This window comes from Shinella sp. SUS2, assembly GCF_001262505.1.
Taxonomy (GTDB): Bacteria; Pseudomonadota; Alphaproteobacteria; order Rhizobiales; family Rhizobiaceae; genus Shinella.
On sequence record NZ_KQ410737.1, the window covers coordinates 111172 to 129972 of the forward strand.

An 18801-nucleotide genomic window follows, 5' to 3' on the forward strand; every position below is an offset into this window, starting at 1 on the left:
CCGTGCGCGTTCTCGTCCTTCGCCCGCAACAGGCGGCGGCCCGGACCGCCCGCAAGCTCGCGGCGCTGGGCCACGAGACCGCCTGCCTGCCGCTGTCGAAGCCCGAACACGACCTCGATGCGGTGAAAGCAGCGCTCGCAGAGCGGCATTCGGCCATCGCCATCACCAGCGCCGAGGTCGCGCGCCTCTTCGGTCATCTCGGTGAAACGCTCGACCGCCACCTCCTGACCACGGTCTTTTCGGTCGGGCGTGCTTCTGCGGATGCCGCAAGCGCAGCCGGTTTCCGCACCGTGCTCACCCCCGGCGGGGACGGCAGGGACCTTGCCGAAATGATCATCGCACATTGCCGGGATTTCGGCATGCCGGCCGAACCGATCCTCTATCTCGCCGGCCTGCCGCGCGCACAGGGCTTCGAGACGCGCCTTGCCGAAGCCGGCATCCCGTTCCGCACCGTGGAAGCCTACCGCATGGTATCAGTCGTTCCCCGGCGCACGGATGCGGAGGCGGCCCTTCTCAAGCCGGTACCGGATGCCGTGCTGTTCTATTCCGGCGAAAGCGCGCGGGCCTTCTTCAAACTCTCCCCACTCGTGGAAATTCCCGAGCGCTTCCTGTCCACGCTGATGCTCTGCATGAGCGCGAATGTCGCCAAAGCCGTGCCGCAGCGCTTTGCCGCATCGACTGTCGTCGCGTCCTTGCCCAACGAGGAAAGCCTGCTGGATTTGCTGTAAGAGCAAGGGGCGAAGGCGGGCGGCGGCGGACGAATTTGCCGCAAGGGTCTTTCCCTCGCTGCCTTCCCTGTCTACGTTTAATGCAATGCACATGAACGCGAGGAGGTCGCCATGGAACCGGAAACCCCGTCCCGTCGCAAGAAGGCAGGCGACGAGCCCGTGACGATCGATCTCGAAGCGGTTCCCGCCTCCGTCAGCAACGAAACGCTGGCAGCCGAGGAAGCGGCAAAGGCCGAAACGCCGGAAAACCAGGCAGCGGAAGCGGCTGATACCGCGACGACGGAAACCGCCGCCAACCCCGTCGAAGAAAAAGAAGAGCCGATCGAACCTGCCCGCACGACCTATGAGGAACCGGCGCGCGCCGAAACGCAACCTTCACCGCAGCGCAGCAATGCCGGTACGCTGGCCGCCGGCATCCTGGGCGGCCTGATCGCACTTCTCGGCGCCGGCAGCCTGCAATATGGCGGCTACTTGCCGGCACTCGGGCCCGACCGTTCCGGCCAATCCGACGCCGTATCCACCCTTGCCAACGAAGTCGAGGCGCTGAAGACGCGGTTCTCCGAGGCCCCGGCCACAAGCCCGGTCGACCTCCAGCCGATCGAAACGCGGATCGCCGCACTGGAAAAATCGGCCGGTGATGGCACGAGCGCGCAAGGTGCAAACCCTGAAGCCGTCAGCAAACTCGAAGGCGACGTGACCCGCCTGACGACAGAGCTTGCGACGCTGCGCGAAGCTATGGCGCGCACCGCAGAAGCGGTCAGTGCAACGGAAAGCCAGCTCACCGAACGCATCGCCGCCGCCGAGCAGAAGCTTGATGAGCCGCGCAGCGACATCGAAATGGCGCGGGCCGTTGCCGCGAGCGCCCTGAAGACCGCGATCGACCGCGGCGGTCCGTATCTCGCCGAACTGGAGGCCTTCGCAAGCATTGCGCCGGACGATCCCTCCCTTGCGGGCCTGCGCGAACATGCCGCCATCGGTGTTTCGGCGCGCTCGGATCTTGTGCGTGATTTCCAGCCGACGGCCGATGCCATTCTCGACGCCGTACACCAGCCGGACGGCGACGAGGGCATCTTCAACCGCCTGATGTCGAGCGCCGCCTCGGCGATCCGCGTACGTCCCGTCGGCAGCATCGAGGGCGACACGCCGGAAGCGGTGGTCGCCCGCATCGAGAACAAGCTGCAGAACGGCGACTTCAAGGGTGCGCAGATCGAATGGCAGACCCTGCCGGAAAAGGGTCAGGCCGCAGCGACCGACTACAAGCGCAAGCTCGATGAACGTGTCAGCGTGGAAGGCCTGATCGGCGCCGTTGTTTCCGGCGCCCTGAATGGCACGACCACGGGCGCCACCGGCAACCAGGGCTGAGGAGACAGGCTTCATGATTCGCATTCTGGTCTTCGCCCTCTTCGTCCTCGCGCTTGCCGCCGGCTTCGCCTGGCTTGCCGATCGCCCTGGCGAACTCTCCATCATCTGGCAGGGCCAGCGCGCCGACATGAGCCTGATGGTCGCCGCCACCCTCGTCGTCTCGCTGGTCGCCGCCGTGATGTTCTCCTGGTGGATCGTGCGCGTCGTCTGGACCTCGCCGCACTCCATCCAGCGCTATTTCCGCGCCCGCAAGCGCGACCGTGGCTACCAGGCGCTTTCCACCGGCCTGATCGCCGCCGGTGCCGGCGATGCCGCCGGGGCGCGAAAGATGCTGGGTCGCACCAAGGGCCTCCTGAGTGCCGACCAGGAGCCGCTCATCCATCTGCTCGAAGCGCAGGCGGCGATGATCGAGGGTCGCTACGACGACGCCCGTCGGAAATTCGAACTGATGGCGGACGACCCCGAAACACGTGAACTCGGCTTGCGCGGCCTCTATCTCGAAGCCCGCCGGCTCGGCGCGAACGAAGCTGCACGGCAATATGCCGAGCGCGCCGCGGAAAAGGCGCCGCAGCTTCCCTGGGCGGCGGAAGCCGCGCTGGAATACCGCTCCGAGGCAGGAGACTGGAATGAGGCTCTGAAGCTTCTCGGCGACGGCCGTTCCGGCTCGGCCGAGGAAAAGAAGACCTATTCCCGCCGCAAGGTCGTGCTGCTCACCGCCCGCGCCGCCGCCAGGCTCGATGCCGACCCCAAGGGCGCGCGCGAGGATGCCCAGCAGGCGCTGAAGCTCGACGAGAATTTCGTGCCCGCCGGCCTCATCGCGGCCAAGGCCTATCTGCGCGAGGACAACCTGCGCAAGGCCGCCGCCATCCTCGAAAAACTCTGGAAGGCGACCGCACACGGCGATGTCGCGAAACTCTATGTCCGTGCCCGCAGCGGCGATTCGGCGACAGACCGCCTGAAACGGGCGGAAAAGCTTGAAGCGATACGCCCGAACAATGCCGAAGCACTCTATGCCGTCGCTGAAACCGCGCTGGAAACCCGCGACTTCGCGCTTGCCCGCGGCAAGGCCGAAGCGGCTGCCCGCTTGGCGCCCCGCGAAAGCGCCTTCCTGCTGCTTGCCGATATCGAGGATGCCGAGACGGGCGACCAGGGCCGCATCCGCCACTGGATGAACCAGGCGTTGAAGGCGCCGCGCGATCCGGCCTGGACCGCCGACGGCATCACCGCACCGGAGTGGCGGGCCGTCTCGCCGGTCACGGGCCATCTCGACGCCTTCGAATGGAAGACGCCGGTCAGCCCGCTCGATGGACCGATCGAGGAAGGCTCGACCGCCGCCGCCGACGAGGCTATCCGTACCCTGCCGCCGCTCGCTATCGAGAGCAGGCCCGTCAGGCGGGCCGAAGAGGCAGCCAGGGTCGAGACCGTGGAAGTCGTCCAGAAACCCGTCGTCATCGCCACGGTGGTGGAGGCTGCACCGGTGAAGGCTGCGACACCGGAAAAGGTCAGGGAGACGGTGGCCATCGAGGAGGACGAGCGCCCGTTCTTCGGTCTGCCGGATGATCCGGGCGTCAAGGAAGGTGCGGTCAAACGGGACGGAACAAGCGGCTTCCGCTTGTTCTAGAACAATTGCGCATGAAGATAAGGATTCCGCCTATCGGAAGGAGGCGGAAATCTCATAGGGCTTGAGGAACGGGGCGACACTGAATGTTCGAACGCTTGCAGCAGTTTCTGGCGAGCCTTTCCGGCGGTGACAGACCGGCCTTTGCCGCCGACGACCCCCGGGTCGCCGTCATGGCGCTCTGCATCCAGGTGATGGAAGCAGACGGCAAGATTCTCGATGTCGAGAAAAGGGCGTTGCGCGCCCGCTTCAAGGAGTTCTACGGCCTCGACGAGAGCGAGCTCGATGCACTGGTCGCTGCCGGTACCGATGCGGAGAGCGAGGCGATCGACTTCTTCCGCTTCACCTCGGAACTAAAACGCCAGCTTTCGGAGGAGCAGCGCGTCGATCTGATCGGCCTGCTCTGGGAGATCGTCTATGCCGACGGCGAGCGCAGCGAGATGGAGGACCACGCCATCTGGCGCATCGCGGACCTGCTCGGCGTCTCCGGCCGGGAGCGCATCATGAAGCGGCAGGAAGTGGCCGAACGGGTCGGCGCGGCGACAGGCCCGGAGGAACCGGACGAAGGCTGAGCATGCTCGATTTTCCCCGCACGCCGCGCCGCAGGCGCCCCGTCCTGATCGTTCTGCACCAGGAGACCTCCAGCCCCGGCCGCGTCGGGCAGATCCTCCAGACGATGGGCCATGCGCTGGACATCCGCCGCCCCGTGCTCGGCGATCCACTGCCCGCCACATTGTCGCAGCATGCGGGCGCCGTCGTCTTTGGCGGGCCGATGAGCGCCAATGACGACGAGGCCTATGTGCGCGCGGAGATCGACTGGCTCTCCGTCCCCCTTGCCGAGAACCGCCCCTTCCTTGGCATCTGCCTCGGCGCACAGATGCTGGTGAAGAATCTCGGCGGCACGGTTTTCGGCCATGCGGAAGGCTGGACGGAGATCGGCTGGTATCCGCTGGCGGCGACCGAGGCGGGCACGGCGCTGATGCCCTGGCCGGACATGGTCTACCAGTTCCATCGCGAGGGCTTCGACCTGCCGCGGGACACAACGCTGCTCGCCACCGGCCATCACTACGAGAACCAGGCCTTCCGCTACGGCGACAATGCCTGGGGCATCCAGTTCCACGGCGAGCTGACGCTCGCCATGATGCATCGCTGGGTGGTGCACGGCGCGCATCGCTTCGAGCTACCGGGCGCGCAGGTCGGTCGCGCCCATCTCGACGGACGCCTCCTGCACGATGCGGCGCTCCGCCTCTGGATGACCTCCTTCCTCGAGCGCATCTTCCACGAGGCCTGAGCCTACGTCCGGCAAATCTGGACGACCGTTTCACATCCGTGCCGGGCCCGCACCATTAAACATGTTGCCGCACCGCCCGGCGCCCGGCCTTGCTGGCAGGGCGCGCAATGGCTACATGTCGAGACGAAACCAATTGGAGACATCAATGATAGCGGTCATCAACACCCTATTGTTCATCATCAGCATAGCGTGGTTCCTGGTGATCGCCTCGGCGATCTTCTCCTGGCTCTATGCCTTCAACGTCATCAACGCGAACAATCAGGTGATCGCCACCATCGGCCGCTCGCTGTACCAGCTGACGGAGCCGATCTACCGCCCGATCCGCCGCGTTCTGCCGAACTTCGGCGGCGTCGACCTTTCGCCACTCGTCGTGCTCGTCATCCTGTACTTCCTGGAACAGGTGATCCACAGCGTTCTGGCGCCCGCCGTCCTGTGACGCAGGCACCCGGCGCCGCCTTGCGGCGCCAAGACGCCTACCATGTGCGCCTGACCGTGCGGCTCACGCCGAATGGTGGGCGCGACGCGATCGACGGCTGGGATACAGGCGGTGACGGCGCCTGTTACCTGAAGGTGCGTGTCAGCGACCCTCCAGACAAGGGCAAAGCCAACAAGGCACTGCTTGCCCTGATCGCCAAGGCAGCCGGCGTGCCGAAATCGGCAGTCAGCCTCCTGAGCGGCGATACCCAGAGAAAGAAAATCCTCCGGATCGAGGGCGACCCGGAGGACATCATGTTCAGGCTCGAGAGCGCGGCAGCGCAGTAAGACCGCTTACTTCTGCGCGTTGTAGCGATCGACCGCTTCGAGGATCATCTTCTTGGCGACCTTGACGTCTTCCCAGCCTGCGATCTTCACCCACTTGCCGGGTTCCAGATCCTTGTAGTGCGAGAAGAAGTGCTCGATCTGCTTCAGGGTGATTTCCGGCAGGTCGGTGTAGTTTTCGACCTTGTCGTAGCGGCGCGTCAGCTTCGGCACCGGCACAGCGATGATCTTCTCGTCCTTGCCGCCATCGTCTTCCATGACCAAGACGCCGATCGGGCGCACGTTGATCACGCAGCCCGGAACGAGCGGGCGGGTGTTGGCGATCAGGACGTCGATCGGGTCGCCGTCTTCCGAAAGCGTATGCGGCACGAAGCCGTAATTGCCCGGATAGGTCATCGGCGTGTAGAGGAAACGGTCGACGACGAGCGCGCCGGCTTCCTTGTCCATCTCGTACTTGATCGGATGGCCGCCGACCGGCACCTCGACAATGACGTTCACGTCATCCGGCGGGTTCTTGCCAACGGAAATCGCATCGATACGCATGGGGGGCTCCCTCAGGTGGAATGGTTCTGTTCGCGGGCTTCCTAATGCGAATCCCATTGCAGCGCAACATGACTTTCGCCGCAGGCGAATAGACGGCGCGCCTTCTCCGTCTCCTTGAAGACCGGAGGATGATCCATGCGCCTGATATCCCTTCTCTTTGTGGCTACCCTCGCCGCTTCGGCCGCCAAGGCCAACGAAAGCGCCTATTCCGACCGCAACCTCGATGCCTGCAAGACGCTTTCGCAGGAGGATGAAGGCCCGAGCATCACCCTCGAATGCGCCGGCTACAAGGGTTTTCCCGTCTATTTCAAGGAAGGCGACCTGCGCCAGAGCCAGGCCTATGGCCCGATCAGCAAGGCCTATCTCGATGAGGCCTTCGAGAGCTTCGGCCCGTTCAACCACACCAATGCCAAGATCGAATGGCGGATTGCGGCAGGCAAGCCGGTGGCGACCATCGTACGCTGGTTCGTCTCCGACCCGGAAACGACCAGCGATACGGACACGCGCTACGGTCAGGTCCTCGTCGTCTCGACAATCGCGACGGCGGAAAACCCGGAAAGCTGCGTCGTCGGCTATATCGACGCGCTGGAGAACAAGGACGCCAACGCGCTCGCCCGCACGGTGGCGGACGAGGAAGCACATGATTTCGCCTGCGGCGTAAGCGAGCCGCAATGGCATGGATCAAGAGGGAAGCTGGCCGGCGAGCCGATGCGCCACCTGCCCGGCACCGCAGAATAGGGGCGCTGAATCCGTCAGGGCCAGATGAAGCCGAGCTTCTTCAATTCCTTGTCGCCGAAATTCTCCATGCCCTCGGCGATATCGCGCCCACCGGCGGAACGGAAGAAGCGCTCTGCATGCTCGCTGTCTTCCAGGCACCAGACGATCATACCCTGGCAGCCGAGCGACTTCAGAAGCCGCCGCGCCTCGCCGAAGAGGAGGCGGCCGAGGCCGATACCCTGATATTCCGGCCGCAGGTAGAGTTCGTAGACCTCGCCTTCCTGCGGCAGCGCGCGGGCACGGTTGAGGCCCAGCGTAGCGTAGCCCGCCACCGTGCCGGCAACATCGAGCACCAACAAGGTCGCAGGACCGCGTGTCGCCTTGCGCCACCAGGTCTCACCCCGGCGATCAACCATCTGGATAAGCGGCTTGTGCGGAATGAGGCCGCCATAGGCCTGCAGCCACGATACCCGATGCGTCTCGGATATCGCGCGCGCGTCCTGCGGCTCGGCGCGCCGCACATCGATCGACAGTGTCTTCATAACACGACTCATATTCCGGCACCGATTCCACCGGAATCCCGCAGGGCGCGGAGGCTTCCATTGCCCACAGGCGAGTTCCGGGCGGCACATAGAAAAGTTAACGCTTTTTTAACAGGCGTCACAAGTCGTAAAACGATGACACACACATGAAAAACCCCGGCGCCCATCTGTCATGGGCGCCGGGGTTCAAAGCTGTGCCGTTTCGGAAAAAGCCGGTCAGGCCGCGCCGGCCGAACGCTGCTTTTCGAATCGCTTGCGGTCGTTCGCGTCGAGGTGGAGCTTGCGCAGGCGGATCGACTTCGGCGTCACTTCCACGAGTTCGTCGTCCTGGATCCAGGAAAGCGCGCGCTCCAGCGTCATCTTGATCGGCGGCGTCAGGCGCACGGCCTCATCCTTGCCGGCGGCGCGGATGTTGGTGAGCTTCTTGCCCTTCAGCACGTTCACTTCGAGATCGTTGTCACGCGTGTGGATGCCGACGATCATGCCCATATAGACCTTCTCGCCCGCGTCGATGACCATCGGGCCGCGGTCTTCCAGGTTGAACAGCGCGTAGGCGACGGCTTCACCGGCTTCGTTGGAGAGCAGCACGCCGTTGACGCGGCCACCGATCTCGCCCTTGTAAGGCTGGTAGTCATGGAACAGGCGGTTCATGATCGCCGTGCCGCGCGTGTCCGTCAGAAGCTCCGACTGGTAGCCGATGAGACCGCGGGTCGGGGCGAAGAACACGAGACGCACGCGGTTGCCGCCGGAGGGGCGCAGCTCGACCATCTCGGCCTTGCGCTCCGACATCTTCTGCACGACGACGCCGGAATGCTCCTCATCGACGTCGATAACGACTTCCTCGATCGGCTCCAGCATCTGGCCGGTCGTCTCGTCCTTGTGCATGACGACGCGCGGACGCGAGACGGCAAGCTCGAACCCTTCGCGGCGCATGGTTTCGATGAGAACGGCAAGCTGCAATTCGCCGCGGCCGGAAACGAAGAACGAATCCTTGTCGCCCGACTCTTCGATCTTCAGTGCGACGTTGCCTTCGGCTTCCTTGAAGAGGCGGTCACGGATGACGCGGCTCGTGACCTTGTCGCCTTCGGTGCCGGCGAGCGGCGAATCGTTGACGATGAAGGACATGGTGACGGTCGGCGGGTCGATCGGCTGGGCCTTCATCGCCTCGGAAACCGAGGGGTCGCAGAACGTGTCGGCGACCGTGCCCTTGGTGAGGCCGGCAATGGCGACGATGTCACCCGCATGGGCTTCGTCGATAGCCGTACGCTCGATGCCGCGGAAGGCGAGGATCTTCGAGATACGGCCGTTTTCGATGAGCTTGCCGTCCTGGCCCAGAACCTTGACGGCCTGGTTCGGCTTGATCGAGCCGGAATGGATGCGGCCGGTGATGATACGGCCGAGGAAGGGATTGGCTTCGAGGATCGTGCCGATCATGCGGAACGGGCCTTCGGCAACGGTGGGCTCGGGAACGTGCTTGAGCACGAGGTCGAGCAGCGGCGCCATGCCTTCGTCCTGCGGGCCTTCCGGATTGACGTTCATCCAGCCGTTGCGGCCCGAACCGTAGAGGATCGGGAAGTCGAGCTGCTCGTCGGTGGCGTCGAGGTTGGCGAACAGGTCGAACACCTCGTTCAGCACTTCCTCGTGGCGGCCGTCCGGACGGTCGATCTTGTTGATCGCGACGATCGGCTTCAGACCGACCTTCAGCGCCTTGCCGACCACGAACTTGGTCTGCGGCATCGGGCCTTCCGACGAATCGACGAGAACGATCGCGCCATCCACCATCGAGAGGATGCGCTCCACTTCGCCGCCGAAATCGGCGTGGCCGGGCGTGTCGACGATGTTGATACGCGTTCCCTTCCATTCCACCGAAGTTGCCTTGGCGAGGATGGTGATGCCGCGTTCTTTTTCGATGTCGTTGGAGTCCATCACGCGCTCGGCGACGCGCTGGTTTTCACGGAACGAACCGGACTGTTTCAGGAGCTCGTCGACGAGTGTGGTCTTGCCATGGTCGACGTGCGCGATGATCGCGATATTGCGGATGGACATGGTTTAATCTCTGAGGTTCGGGGCGCGCGGTATGGGGGGCGCCGTCTTCAATGGCCGGGCTCTTACATGTTTTTCCGCAAATGCGAAAGGGGCGGGCTGCAACTCTGTTGCCCGCGCCGCGCGGAGCTCGGCCTCACGACGGGCGCACCGGCGGCAGGGTAATGTTCCAAAGCTCGCGATCTTCCCGGTCCATCAGGCGCACCGTCATCTCCTCGCTCGCCCCGTTTATGTCAACCAGGCCGAAGAACTGCAGGCCGGCCGAGGGCGGCAGGTTGCTGTCGATGCCGCCCTTGGAAGACTTGATGAACCGCACCTCCGGTCCGAAGGTCATGTCGAGCGGTTTCGGTCCGTAGGTGCCGGAATGCAGCGGCCCGGAGACGAATTCCCAGAACGGATTGAATTCTTGAAACTTTGCCCGCGACGGATCGTAGTGGTGTGCAGCCGTGTAATGCACGTCCGCGGTCAGCCAGACAACGTTGTGGATGGCGTTGTCGCGCATGAAGGAGAGCAGATCCGCGATCTCCCGTTCGCGCGCCGCAGGCGGGCCATTGAGCCCGTCCGCCACACCTTCATAGCCGAGACTGTTCGAAAAATCGTCCCAGATGACGAGGCCAAGCGGCATATCGCAGGCGATCACCTTCCAGACGGCCTCAGAGGCCGCGAGCTCCCGCCGCAGCCAATCCGCCTGCCGCCAGCCGAAAAGGCCGTTCTCGGTGCCGCCCCGGTTCGGGCTGCGATAGGACCGGAGATCGACGAAGAAGACGTCGAGCAGCGGCCCGTAGGCGACTTTGCGGAAGATGCGGCCGGGCTCGGTCGGGAAATACCGGATCGGCGTCATCTCGTGGAAGGCGCGCCGGGCGCGCTGTTCGTAGACGCCGATCTCCTTTTCCGGATAGCGCCGGTCACCCGTGAGGTCGCTCGATTCCGACCAGTTGTTCAAGACCTCGTGGTCGTCCCACTGGAAGAAGGTCGGGCATTGCGTGTTGAAGGACAGGAGGTGCTCGTCGAGCAGATTGTATTTCCACTGCCCGCGAAACTCTTCCAGCGTGCGCGCCACGTTGCGCTTTTCATCCGTGACGATGCGGTTCTTCCAGACGCCGCCATCCCGCAGCGGGATTTCATCCGGAATCGGGCCATCCGCATAGACGGTGTCACCGGAATGGATGAAGAAGTCCGGCTCGTGGCGCAGCATGGTCGAATAGGTCTTCATGCCGACATCGTCGATGCCCCAGCCCTGCCCGGCGGTGTCGCCCGACCAGACGAAGCGCACCGAGCGCTTGCGCATCGGCGCCGTGCGGAAGCGGCCGACGATCGGCTCTGAGACAAGGTGGCTGGAATAGGGATCGCTGGCGGTGAAGCGATAGAAAATATCCTGGTCCGGCAGGAGGCCCTGCAGCATCGCCTTGACCGTATGATCCGAAGCGCCGAGTGCCTTCTGGACCGGCAGGCGCGTTGCATCGAGGAAGCTTTCGGTGGTCGAACATTCCAGCGTCAGTTCCGCAGGACGATCGACCCGCGCCCAGACCATGCCGGAGGAACAATCGACATCGCCCGACTGCACGCCATGGGAAAAGACCGGACTGCCGTGGCGTCGCTTGTAGTAGGGAACGGCGAGCGCCGAGGAGGTTGCAAGCGCCCCGGCCCCTGCGGTGAGAAGAAACGAGCGCCGCGTCAGCGTCTCGGGAACAATCGCCATGCCACCTCCGGCCAAGCCCGCGAATCGACGGGCAGACCATGTGTCCTGAGCGTGTCAGTCCGGTAACGGGACGATGACGTTTCACCAAAGTTTCGGTAACGGGACAATGACGCTTTTTACGGCGCCTTGCCTTCTTCCGGCTGTTCGATCGAGTGGCGCATGATCAGCGGCATCTGCGAGAGCGTGAAGAGAATGGTGATGGGCATGGTACCCCAGACCTTGAAGGCGACCCAGAAATCCGTCGAGAAGGAGCGCCAGACCACTTCATTGAGCACCGCGAGAAAGACGAAGAACAGGCCCCAGCGCAGCGTCAGCTTGCGCCAGCCCTCGTCGGTGAGCTTGAAGGCGGCGTGGAAGACGTAACCGAGCAGCGACTTGCCGAAGAGAAGGCCGCCGAGCAGGATCGCGCCGAACAGCGAATTGACGATCGTGGGCTTCATCTTGATGAAGGTGTCGTTCTGCAGCCACAGCGTCAACGCGCCGAAAACGAAGACGACGACGCCCGAGATCAGCGGCATCATCGGCAGGGTGTGCGTCAGGATCCAGGAGACGACGAGGGCGATCGCCGTCGCGGCCATGAAGAGGCCCGTGGCGATGAAGATCGGCCCGCCCATTTCGGCCAGCACCGGGAATTTTTCCGCAAGCCATTCGCCGCGCGAATTGGCGAAGAAGAACACGGCAAGTGGCCCAAGCTCCAGCACCATCTTGAGAAGCGGGCTGATCTTCTCCTCCGCCTTGGCGGGGGCGTCCAGCGTTGCCTTGCTCATGCCTCAACTCCTGCGATCGCTTCCGCGAAATCCTTGGCCTCGAAGGGTTCGAGATCGTCGATCCCCTCCCCGACGCCGATGAAATAGACCGGCAGCTTGTGCTTGGCGGCAATGGCCACAAGAATGCCGCCGCGGGCCGTACCGTCCAATTTTGTCATGATCAGGCCCGTGACGCCCGCAACGTTGCGGAAAATCTCCACCTGGTTCATGGCGTTCTGCCCGGTGGTTGCGTCGAGTGTCTGGAGAACGGTGTGTGGCGCGTCCGGATCGAGCTTGCCGAGCACGCGCACGATCTTTTCCAGCTCCGCCATCAGTTCCGTCTTGTTCTGCAAGCGGCCAGCCGTGTCGATGATCAGGACGTCACTCTTCTTCAGCTTCGCCTGCTCATAGGCCTCATAGGCGAGCCCCGCAGCATCCGCACCGAGTTTCGAGGAGACGATGTCGGACCCGGTGCGCTCCGCCCAGATCTTCAACTGCTCGATGGCAGCCGCGCGGAATGTGTCGCCCGCCGCCATCATCACCTTCAGGCCTGCGCCCGAAAGCTTGGCCGCCAGCTTGCCGATCGTCGTCGTCTTGCCGGTGCCGTTGACGCCGACGACGAGGATGACATGCGGCTTGTGGTTGAGATCGAGCGCCAGCGGTTTTGCGACGGGTCCCAGAACCTTGGTGATCTCACTCGCCATGATGCGCGAAACATCCGAACCGGTGACATCCTTGCCATAGCGTTCGGAGGCGAGCGTATCGGTGATGCGCAGCGCGGTCTCCACGCCGAGATCGGCCTGGATCAGCAGGTCTTCGAGATCCTGCAGCGTGTCGTCGTCGAGCTTGCGCTTGGTGAAGAGGCTGGTGATCTGCCCGGTGAGCTGCGAGGAGGTGCGAGCAAGCCCGTCTCGCAGGCGCTGGAACCAGGTGCGCTTGACTTGCGGCACCGGAGCCTCCACCGCCAGCTCGCGCGCCGCCGTCGCAAAACCCTTCGGCAGGACGGGCGCCTCGGCTCTCGGCTCGCTGAGGATCGCCTCCTCGAGAACGGGATCCTCCACCTCGACAGGCGTCGCTTCTTCCACCGGAACGATCTCGTTCTCCGGCTCGGTCACCTCTTCCGTCGCTACAGGCTCGGCCTCGACAATCTCCTCAGCAGAAGCAACAGGCTCTTCCTCGACGACCTCCTCCACTATCTCGGCAGCAGGCACGTCATCCGCCGGGCCACCGGCAGTCTCGATTTCGGCCGGCGCGACCGGATCCTCCGCAATGGGCAATTCCGGGGCGTGCGGCAGCGGATAGATATCGGGTTCGGTTTCGTCGGGCACATGGTGCGCCGCTTCAGGATTGGCTGCCTCCGCCTCATCGAGCAGCGCATCCCGTTCTTCAACCGCCACAGGTTCCAGGATTTCTGCAACCGGCTCCGGCGCGGCGTCCTCGACCTTGGCGACAGCAGGCGCCTCCACCTCCGGCTTCTGCTCAGGGGCGGTGTCTTTTCCGAACGTGAATATCTTCTTGATGAAGCCGAGGGCCATGAAGGATGTCCGCTAGTTATGCGAGAGGGCGGTTTCGGGCCGCATCGTCAGGTGTTTTCCATTGTGGCCGGTGATCGTGACCGGCACAAGATCGCGGGCCTCAAGGCCTGCAGCATCGACGAGCGTGAAGTTTTCCGTATGGGCAAGGCCGTTGTTCTCGACAAGGATCATTTCCCGCTTCCCGATCATGGACGCGAGATGGGCCTCGTGGAGCCGTTTTCCAGTCTCGCGCAGGCGGCTGGCACGCTCTTTGACGAGCGCACGGTCAAGCTGCGGCATGCGCGCGGCCGGCGTGCCGGGACGCGGACTGTAGGGAAAGACGTGCAGATGCGCGATGCCGCAATCTTCCGCAAGCCGCGCCGCATTGGCGAACATGTCCTCGGTTTCGGTCGGAAAGCCGGCGATCATGTCAGCGCCGAAGCTGGCCTCCGGGCGAAGCTCCCGCACGCGCCCGCAGAAGGCGCGCGCATCGGCGCTGGAATGGCGGCGCTTCATGCGTTTCAGGATCATGTCGTCGCCATGCTGGAGCGACAGATGCAGGTGCGGCATGAAGCGCGGCTCGTCCGCGATCAGGTCCCAGAGATGATCGTCCGCCTCTATGCTGTCGATGGAGGACAGGCGCAGACGGCGGATGTCCGGCACCTGCTTCAGCAGCGTTTTCGCAAGGTAGCCGAGGCTCGGCCCGCCCGGCAGGTCCGCACCGTAGCTGGTGGCGTCGACGCCCGTCAGCACGATCTCGCAATAACCGCTTTCGGTGAGTTTTCGCGCCTGATCGACGACGGCGCCCATCGGCACCGAGCGGGAATTGCCGCGGCCATAGGGGATGATGCAGAAGGTGCAGCGATGGTCGCAGCCGTTCTGTACCTGCACGAAGGCGCGCACATGACCGTCGATCAGCTTCACCATCTGCGGCGCGGTCTCTCGCACGCTCATGATGTCGTTGACGCGCAGCTTCTCTTCCGCCGAGACGCCGAAATCCGGCAGCGCGCGGTAGGCTGTGCTTTTCAGCTTCTCCTCGTTGCCGAGCACGGCATCGACTTCCGGCATTTCCGCGAATGTCGCACTTTCCGTCTGCGCGGCGCAGCCGGTGACGATGATGCGGGCATGCGGATTGTCGCGCCGCGCGCGGCGGATCGCCTGGCGAGCCTGGCGCACGGCCTCGCCCGTCACGGCGCAGGTGTTCACCAGCACGGCGTTGTTCAGCCCCGCCTTCTCGGCCTCGGCACGCATCACTTCCGATTCGTAGGTGTTGAGCCGACAGCCGAAGGTTATGACCGTAACGCCGCTCAAGGGGCGGCCGCCTCGGCGTCATCCCGGCGGAAGGCGCCGGTCGAGGGATCAAGCGTGCCCGACCATTCCCATTCAGCCGGCCCGGTCATGAGGACGTGATCGTCGTCGCGCCATTCGATGGTCAGCACGCCGCGGTTCGGGCTGCTCGCGACGGTGATTGCCACCTTGCGGCCCGTTCGGCCCGTGCGTGCGCCGGAAACGCCGGCCGCACAGGCGGCCGAGCCACAGGCGAGCGTCAGCCCCGCACCGCGTTCCCAGGTGCGCGTCGTCATCGCCTCGGGCGATGTGACCTGCGCCAGCGTGATATTCGCCTTTTCGGGGAACATCGGATGGTTTTCGAGCAGCGGGCCGAAACGGTCGAGATCGAAACTCATCGGATCGCGATCGACCCAGAAGACGGCATGGGGATTGCCCATCGACATCGCCGCGGGCGAGTGCAGCACCGGCGCGTCGATCGGCCCGATCTGCAATTCGATGCGGCTTGTATCGAAGAATTCTTCGGCAAGCGGGATGCGGTCCCATTCGAAGACCGGCTTGCCCATGTCGACCGAGATCGTGCCGTCTTCATGTTCGACAGCGTTAAGAATGCCGGCGACGGTCTGGAAGGTGAAAACCTTCTTGCCCATCTCGGCGGCCAGTGCCTGCACGACGCAGCGCGTGCCGTTGCCACAGGCCTGCGCCTTGGAGCCGTCGCAATTGATGATGTCGATGAAGGCATCGGTGCCGTCGACCTTCGGGTCGTGGATCGCCATGATCTGGTCGAAGCGGGTGGCGGGATCAGCATTGAGGGCGATCGCCGCCTGCGGCGTCACGACATCGCCGCGGCCGCGCATGTCCACGACCAGGATCAGGTTTCCCAGCCCGTTCATCTTCGCGAAATCGACCGTCTTTGTCATCACACTCTGCCCGTTTGGGCCGAACACGCCCATTGCGCGCGTATATGGCCGAAAAGCCCGCGGATTTCCAGTGCCTCGCTCAGACCGCGGCCGCGGGAACCTCGAACACCTCACCCGGCCGGAGCGCACGAAACCGTTCGCGGGCAATGCCGGCCGCATCGAGTGCCGCCGCCAGCGCGGCAAGCGGCTCGTCGATCGCCTCGTTCGTCAGCCGGAAGGTACCCCAATGATGGCCCGCGACATAGGCCGCACCGGAGGCGGCCATGCCCTGAACCGCCTCGTCCGGGTTCTGATGCTGCGGACGCATGAACCAGCGCGGCTCATAAGCGCCGAACGGCAGGTTGGCGAGCCGGATTGCACCGTGTTTCTCGCGGATCTTCCGATAGTTGATGCCCTTGTGAAAGCCCGTATCGCCGATGTGGTAGATTTTGCCGCCCGGCGTCTCCACGAGGAAGGCGGACCAGAGCGCCATACGCCGGTCGCCGAGCCCGCGCGCCGACCAGTGATGGCAGGGCTCGCAGTGAAGCGTCACGCCCTCGGCCACTGCCAACACGCCACCCCAATCCATCGTCGTGATCAGCGCCTTGTCGACCGACGGCGCGATGATCCGGTCATTGCCGAGCGGCGTGACGATACGGCACTGGTCCCGCTCCGCGAGCACTTTCAATGTCGCAAGGTCGAGATGGTCGTAGTGATTGTGCGTGACAAGCACGAGGTCGATCTTCGGCAGATCGGCAAGGCGGATACCTGGCGGATTGACTCGTTTGGGACCGGCGAAGGTGAAGGGGCTGGCGCGGTCGCTCCAGACGGGATCGGTGAGGATGTTGAGGCCCGCCGTCTGGATGAGCACCGCCGCATGGCCAACCAGCGTCACGACGAGGCGATCACCGGCAACGCGCGCCTCCGGCACGGCGGCTGGAAAGGGGCTCGGCCAATTGGCCGGCCAGGCCGCTCGCCCGCCCCCGAACTGCCAGCGCATCAGCTCGAAGAAGTTGTTCGGCTCCTCGCCATCCGGATTGAAGAAATGCGCACCGTTGAAATGATCGCTGGCCGGCCCCTCGTAATAACGATTGGCCGCAAAGGTGCGGCTCGCAAAGGCACCGCCCGCCAGCGTCGCCAGCGCGCCAAGGCTCGACCATTTGAGAAACGTACGACGGTTCATTGACAAAAGATAAGGTGCGCCAGGCCATGCTGCAACGCGACGGCATGGCTTCGCGAAAATGTTACGAACCGCCGGATTTACCCGCCGTCCTTGACTTTCCAGCCTCTTTGCTGTTTAAGCCGCGCCATCAGCGACAAGTGACAATGCTTGAAGCCGCCGACCGGGACCCATTGCGGTATAAACAGATCCCGGAGGTCAACACCCGACAGCGCGATGCGCCCTCGGGTGCTTTTTGGCTTTGCGTCTTGTTTTTGTCGCCGATTGCACCGACGTTTCCGCCTGACGCGGAAACAACAAGGAAGACGTGATGTTTGAAACACTCCAGGACCGCCTTGGCTCCATTCTGAATGGATTGACAGGCCGTGGCGCGCTTTCCGAGGCGGATGTCTCGGCGGCGCTGCGCGAGGTCCGCCGTGCGCTGCTCGAAGCGGACGTGGCGCTGGAAGTGGTGCGTTCCTTCACCGATGCAGTGCGCGAAAAGGCCGTCGGCGCGGAAATCCTGAAGTCGATCAAGCCCGGCCAGATGGTCGTCAAGCTCGTGCATGACGAGCTGATCTCGATGCTCGGCTCCGAGGGCGTGTCGATCGACCTCAATGCCGCCGCTCCGGTCGTCATCATGATGGTCGGCCTGCAGGGCTCCGGTAAAACGACCACCTCTGGCAAGATCGCCAACCGGCTGAAGACGCGCGACAAGAAGAAGGTCCTGATGGCCTCGCTCGACACGCGCCGTCCGGCCGCGCAGGAGCAGCTTCGCCAGCTCGGCGTCCAGACCGGCATCGATACGCTGCCGATCATTCAAGGCCAGTCGCCGACCGATATCGCCGCGCGCGCCGTGCAGGCCGCAAAGCTCGGCGGCCATGACGTCGTCATCCTCGATACCGCCGGCCGCACCCATATCGACGAGCCGCTGATGATCGAGATGGCGGAGATCAAGCGGAAGTCCAATCCGCACGAGATCCTGCTCGTCGCCGACGCGCTGACCGGCCAGGACGCCGTCAACCTCGCCCGCAACTTCGACGACCGCGTCGGCATCACCGGCCTCGTTCTGACCCGCATGGACGGCGACGGCCGCGGCGGCGCGGCCCTTTCCATGCGCGCCGTCACCGGCAAGCCGATCAAGCTGATCGGCGTCGGCGAGAAGATGGGCGAGCTGGAAGAATTCCATCCCCGCCGCGTTGCCGACCGCATCCTCGGCATGGGTGACATCGTCTCGCTCGTCGAGAAGGCGGCGGAAAATATCGACGCCGAGAAGGCGGCCGCCATGGCCGCCAAGATGGCCAAGGGCAAGTTCGACCTGAACGACCTCGCCGACCAGCTGCGCCAGATGCAGAAGATGGGCGGCATGGGCGGCATCATGGGCCTGATGCCCGGCATGGCCGGCATGAAGGACAAGATGTCCGCCGCCGGCCTCGACGACAAGCTGTTCGGCCGCCAGATCGCCATCATCAATTCGATGACCAAGGCCGAGCGCGCCAACCCCGACATGCTGAAGCATTCCCGCAAGAAACGCATCGCCGCCGGCTCCGGCACGGATGCGGCCGACATCAACAAGCTTCTGAAGATGCACCGCCAGATGGCGGACATGATGAAGATGATGGGCGGCAAGAAGGGCGGCATGATGAAGCAGATGATGGGCGGTCTTGCCAGCAAGATGGGCCTTGGCGGCATGGGCGGCATGCCCGATCTCTCCAGCATGGACCCGAAGCAGCTCGAAGCGCTCGCCAAGCAGGCGGAAGCCGCCGGCATCAAGCCGGGCGGCCTGCCGGGCCTTGGCGGCGGCGGTGGCCTTCCGGGCCTCGGTGGCGGGCGCCTGCCCGGTCTCGGCGGCCTGCCGGGTCTTCCCGGCCTGCCCAAGAAGAAGTGAGGGAAT

At 64.2% G+C, this 18801-nt stretch carries 19 protein-coding genes; 10 read left to right on the forward strand and 9 right to left on the reverse strand.

The features are described 5' to 3' along the window. Window positions 1-2 precede the first annotated feature (2 nt). The 7 genes from AKG11_RS22830 to AKG11_RS22860 all read left to right on the forward strand — a co-directional run bounded on the left by AKG11_RS22830 (window position 3) and on the right by AKG11_RS22860 (window position 5761). A complete protein-coding gene (locus AKG11_RS22830; protein ID WP_050745549.1) occupies window positions 3-728 on the forward strand; it encodes a uroporphyrinogen-III synthase in 726 nt (241 codons plus the stop codon). 111 nt (window positions 729-839) lie between these two features. After that, window positions 840-2090 carry a COG4223 family protein gene (locus AKG11_RS22835; protein WP_050745550.1) on the forward strand — a complete coding sequence of 417 codons (1251 nt, stop codon included), beginning with the start codon at window positions 840-842 and terminating at the stop codon, window positions 2088-2090. Window positions 2091-2103: 13 nt separating this feature from the next. After that, on the forward strand, window positions 2104-3711 hold the full coding sequence (locus AKG11_RS22840) for a heme biosynthesis protein HemY (protein ID WP_050745551.1): 1608 nt from the start codon (window positions 2104-2106) through the stop codon (window positions 3709-3711). An 83-nt stretch (window positions 3712-3794) separates the two neighbouring features. Beyond that, the gene (locus tag AKG11_RS22845; RefSeq protein WP_023515703.1) at window positions 3795-4280 is read left to right on the forward strand and encodes a tellurite resistance TerB family protein; all 486 of its coding nucleotides are present in this window, start codon (window positions 3795-3797) and stop codon (window positions 4278-4280) included. 2 nt (window positions 4281-4282) lie between these two features. Then, the gene (locus AKG11_RS22850; RefSeq protein WP_050745552.1) at window positions 4283-4999 is read left to right on the forward strand and encodes a glutamine amidotransferase; all 717 of its coding nucleotides are present in this window, start codon (window positions 4283-4285) and stop codon (window positions 4997-4999) included. Between the two features lie 145 nt (window positions 5000-5144). Next, on the forward strand, window positions 5145-5435 hold the full coding sequence (locus AKG11_RS22855) for a YggT family protein (RefSeq protein WP_088016505.1): 291 nt from the start codon (window positions 5145-5147) through the stop codon (window positions 5433-5435). Between the two features lie 20 nt (window positions 5436-5455). Then, window positions 5456-5761: a DUF167 family protein gene (locus AKG11_RS22860; protein ID WP_050745598.1), complete on the forward strand. Its 306-nt coding sequence runs from the start codon at window positions 5456-5458 to the stop codon at window positions 5759-5761. A 6-nt stretch (window positions 5762-5767) separates the two neighbouring features. On the opposite strand, the gene ppa is transcribed toward AKG11_RS22860, so the two are convergent. Further along, complete coding sequence (gene ppa, locus AKG11_RS22865; RefSeq protein WP_024271123.1) at window positions 5768-6301, reverse strand: inorganic diphosphatase; 534 nt, start codon at window positions 6299-6301, stop codon at window positions 5768-5770. A 135-nt stretch (window positions 6302-6436) separates the two neighbouring features. Here ppa and AKG11_RS22870 point away from each other — a divergent pair, with 135 nt between their 5' ends. Then, on the forward strand, window positions 6437-7039 hold the full coding sequence (locus AKG11_RS22870; protein ID WP_024271122.1) for a hypothetical protein: 603 nt from the start codon (window positions 6437-6439) through the stop codon (window positions 7037-7039). 14 nt (window positions 7040-7053) lie between these two features. On the opposite strand, the gene AKG11_RS22875 is transcribed toward AKG11_RS22870, so the two are convergent. From AKG11_RS22875 to AKG11_RS22910, 8 genes are all read right to left on the reverse strand, one after another. After that, window positions 7054-7560, reverse strand: a complete 507-nt coding sequence (locus AKG11_RS22875; RefSeq protein WP_023512151.1) for a GNAT family N-acetyltransferase — start codon at window positions 7558-7560, stop codon at window positions 7054-7056. A 216-nt stretch (window positions 7561-7776) separates the two neighbouring features. After that, the gene (gene typA, locus AKG11_RS22880) at window positions 7777-9606 is read right to left on the reverse strand and encodes a translational GTPase TypA (RefSeq protein WP_023512152.1); all 1830 of its coding nucleotides are present in this window, start codon (window positions 9604-9606) and stop codon (window positions 7777-7779) included. Between the two features lie 133 nt (window positions 9607-9739). Further along, window positions 9740-11302 carry an alkaline phosphatase D family protein gene (locus AKG11_RS22885; protein WP_050745553.1) on the reverse strand — a complete coding sequence of 521 codons (1563 nt, stop codon included), beginning with the start codon at window positions 11300-11302 and terminating at the stop codon, window positions 9740-9742. Window positions 11303-11418: 116 nt separating this feature from the next. Then, window positions 11419-12069, reverse strand: a complete 651-nt coding sequence (locus AKG11_RS22890; RefSeq protein WP_050745554.1) for a septation protein A — start codon at window positions 12067-12069, stop codon at window positions 11419-11421. Next, window positions 12066-13583, reverse strand: coding sequence for a signal recognition particle-docking protein FtsY (gene ftsY, locus AKG11_RS22895; protein WP_050745555.1), 1518 nt, complete (start codon window positions 13581-13583; stop codon window positions 12066-12068). Before ftsY ends, AKG11_RS22890 begins: the two co-directional genes overlap by 4 nt. Window positions 13584-13595: 12 nt before the next feature. Continuing rightward, entirely contained in the window at window positions 13596-14873 is a 1278-nt protein-coding gene (gene mtaB, locus AKG11_RS22900) for a tRNA (N(6)-L-threonylcarbamoyladenosine(37)-C(2))-methylthiotransferase MtaB (RefSeq protein ID WP_050745556.1), read from the reverse strand. Next, window positions 14870-15769, reverse strand: coding sequence for a diaminopimelate epimerase (dapF, locus tag AKG11_RS22905; protein ID WP_050745599.1), 900 nt, complete (start codon window positions 15767-15769; stop codon window positions 14870-14872). Before dapF ends, mtaB begins: the two co-directional genes overlap by 4 nt. A gap of 79 nt (window positions 15770-15848) precedes the next feature. Continuing rightward, window positions 15849-16931, reverse strand: a complete 1083-nt coding sequence (locus AKG11_RS22910) for an MBL fold metallo-hydrolase (protein ID WP_050745557.1) — start codon at window positions 16929-16931, stop codon at window positions 15849-15851. On the opposite strand from AKG11_RS22910, the gene AKG11_RS34635 reads away from it, so the two are divergent. Next, a complete protein-coding gene (locus AKG11_RS34635; protein ID WP_051758751.1) occupies window positions 16931-17239 on the forward strand; it encodes a hypothetical protein in 309 nt (102 codons plus the stop codon). The genes AKG11_RS22910 and AKG11_RS34635 overlap by 1 nt on opposite strands. Then, window positions 17239-18795, forward strand: coding sequence for a signal recognition particle protein (ffh, locus tag AKG11_RS22915; protein ID WP_023512159.1), 1557 nt, complete (start codon window positions 17239-17241; stop codon window positions 18793-18795). The genes AKG11_RS34635 and ffh overlap by 1 nt, the downstream gene beginning before the upstream one ends. The last annotated feature ends 6 nt before the right edge of the window (window positions 18796-18801 follow it).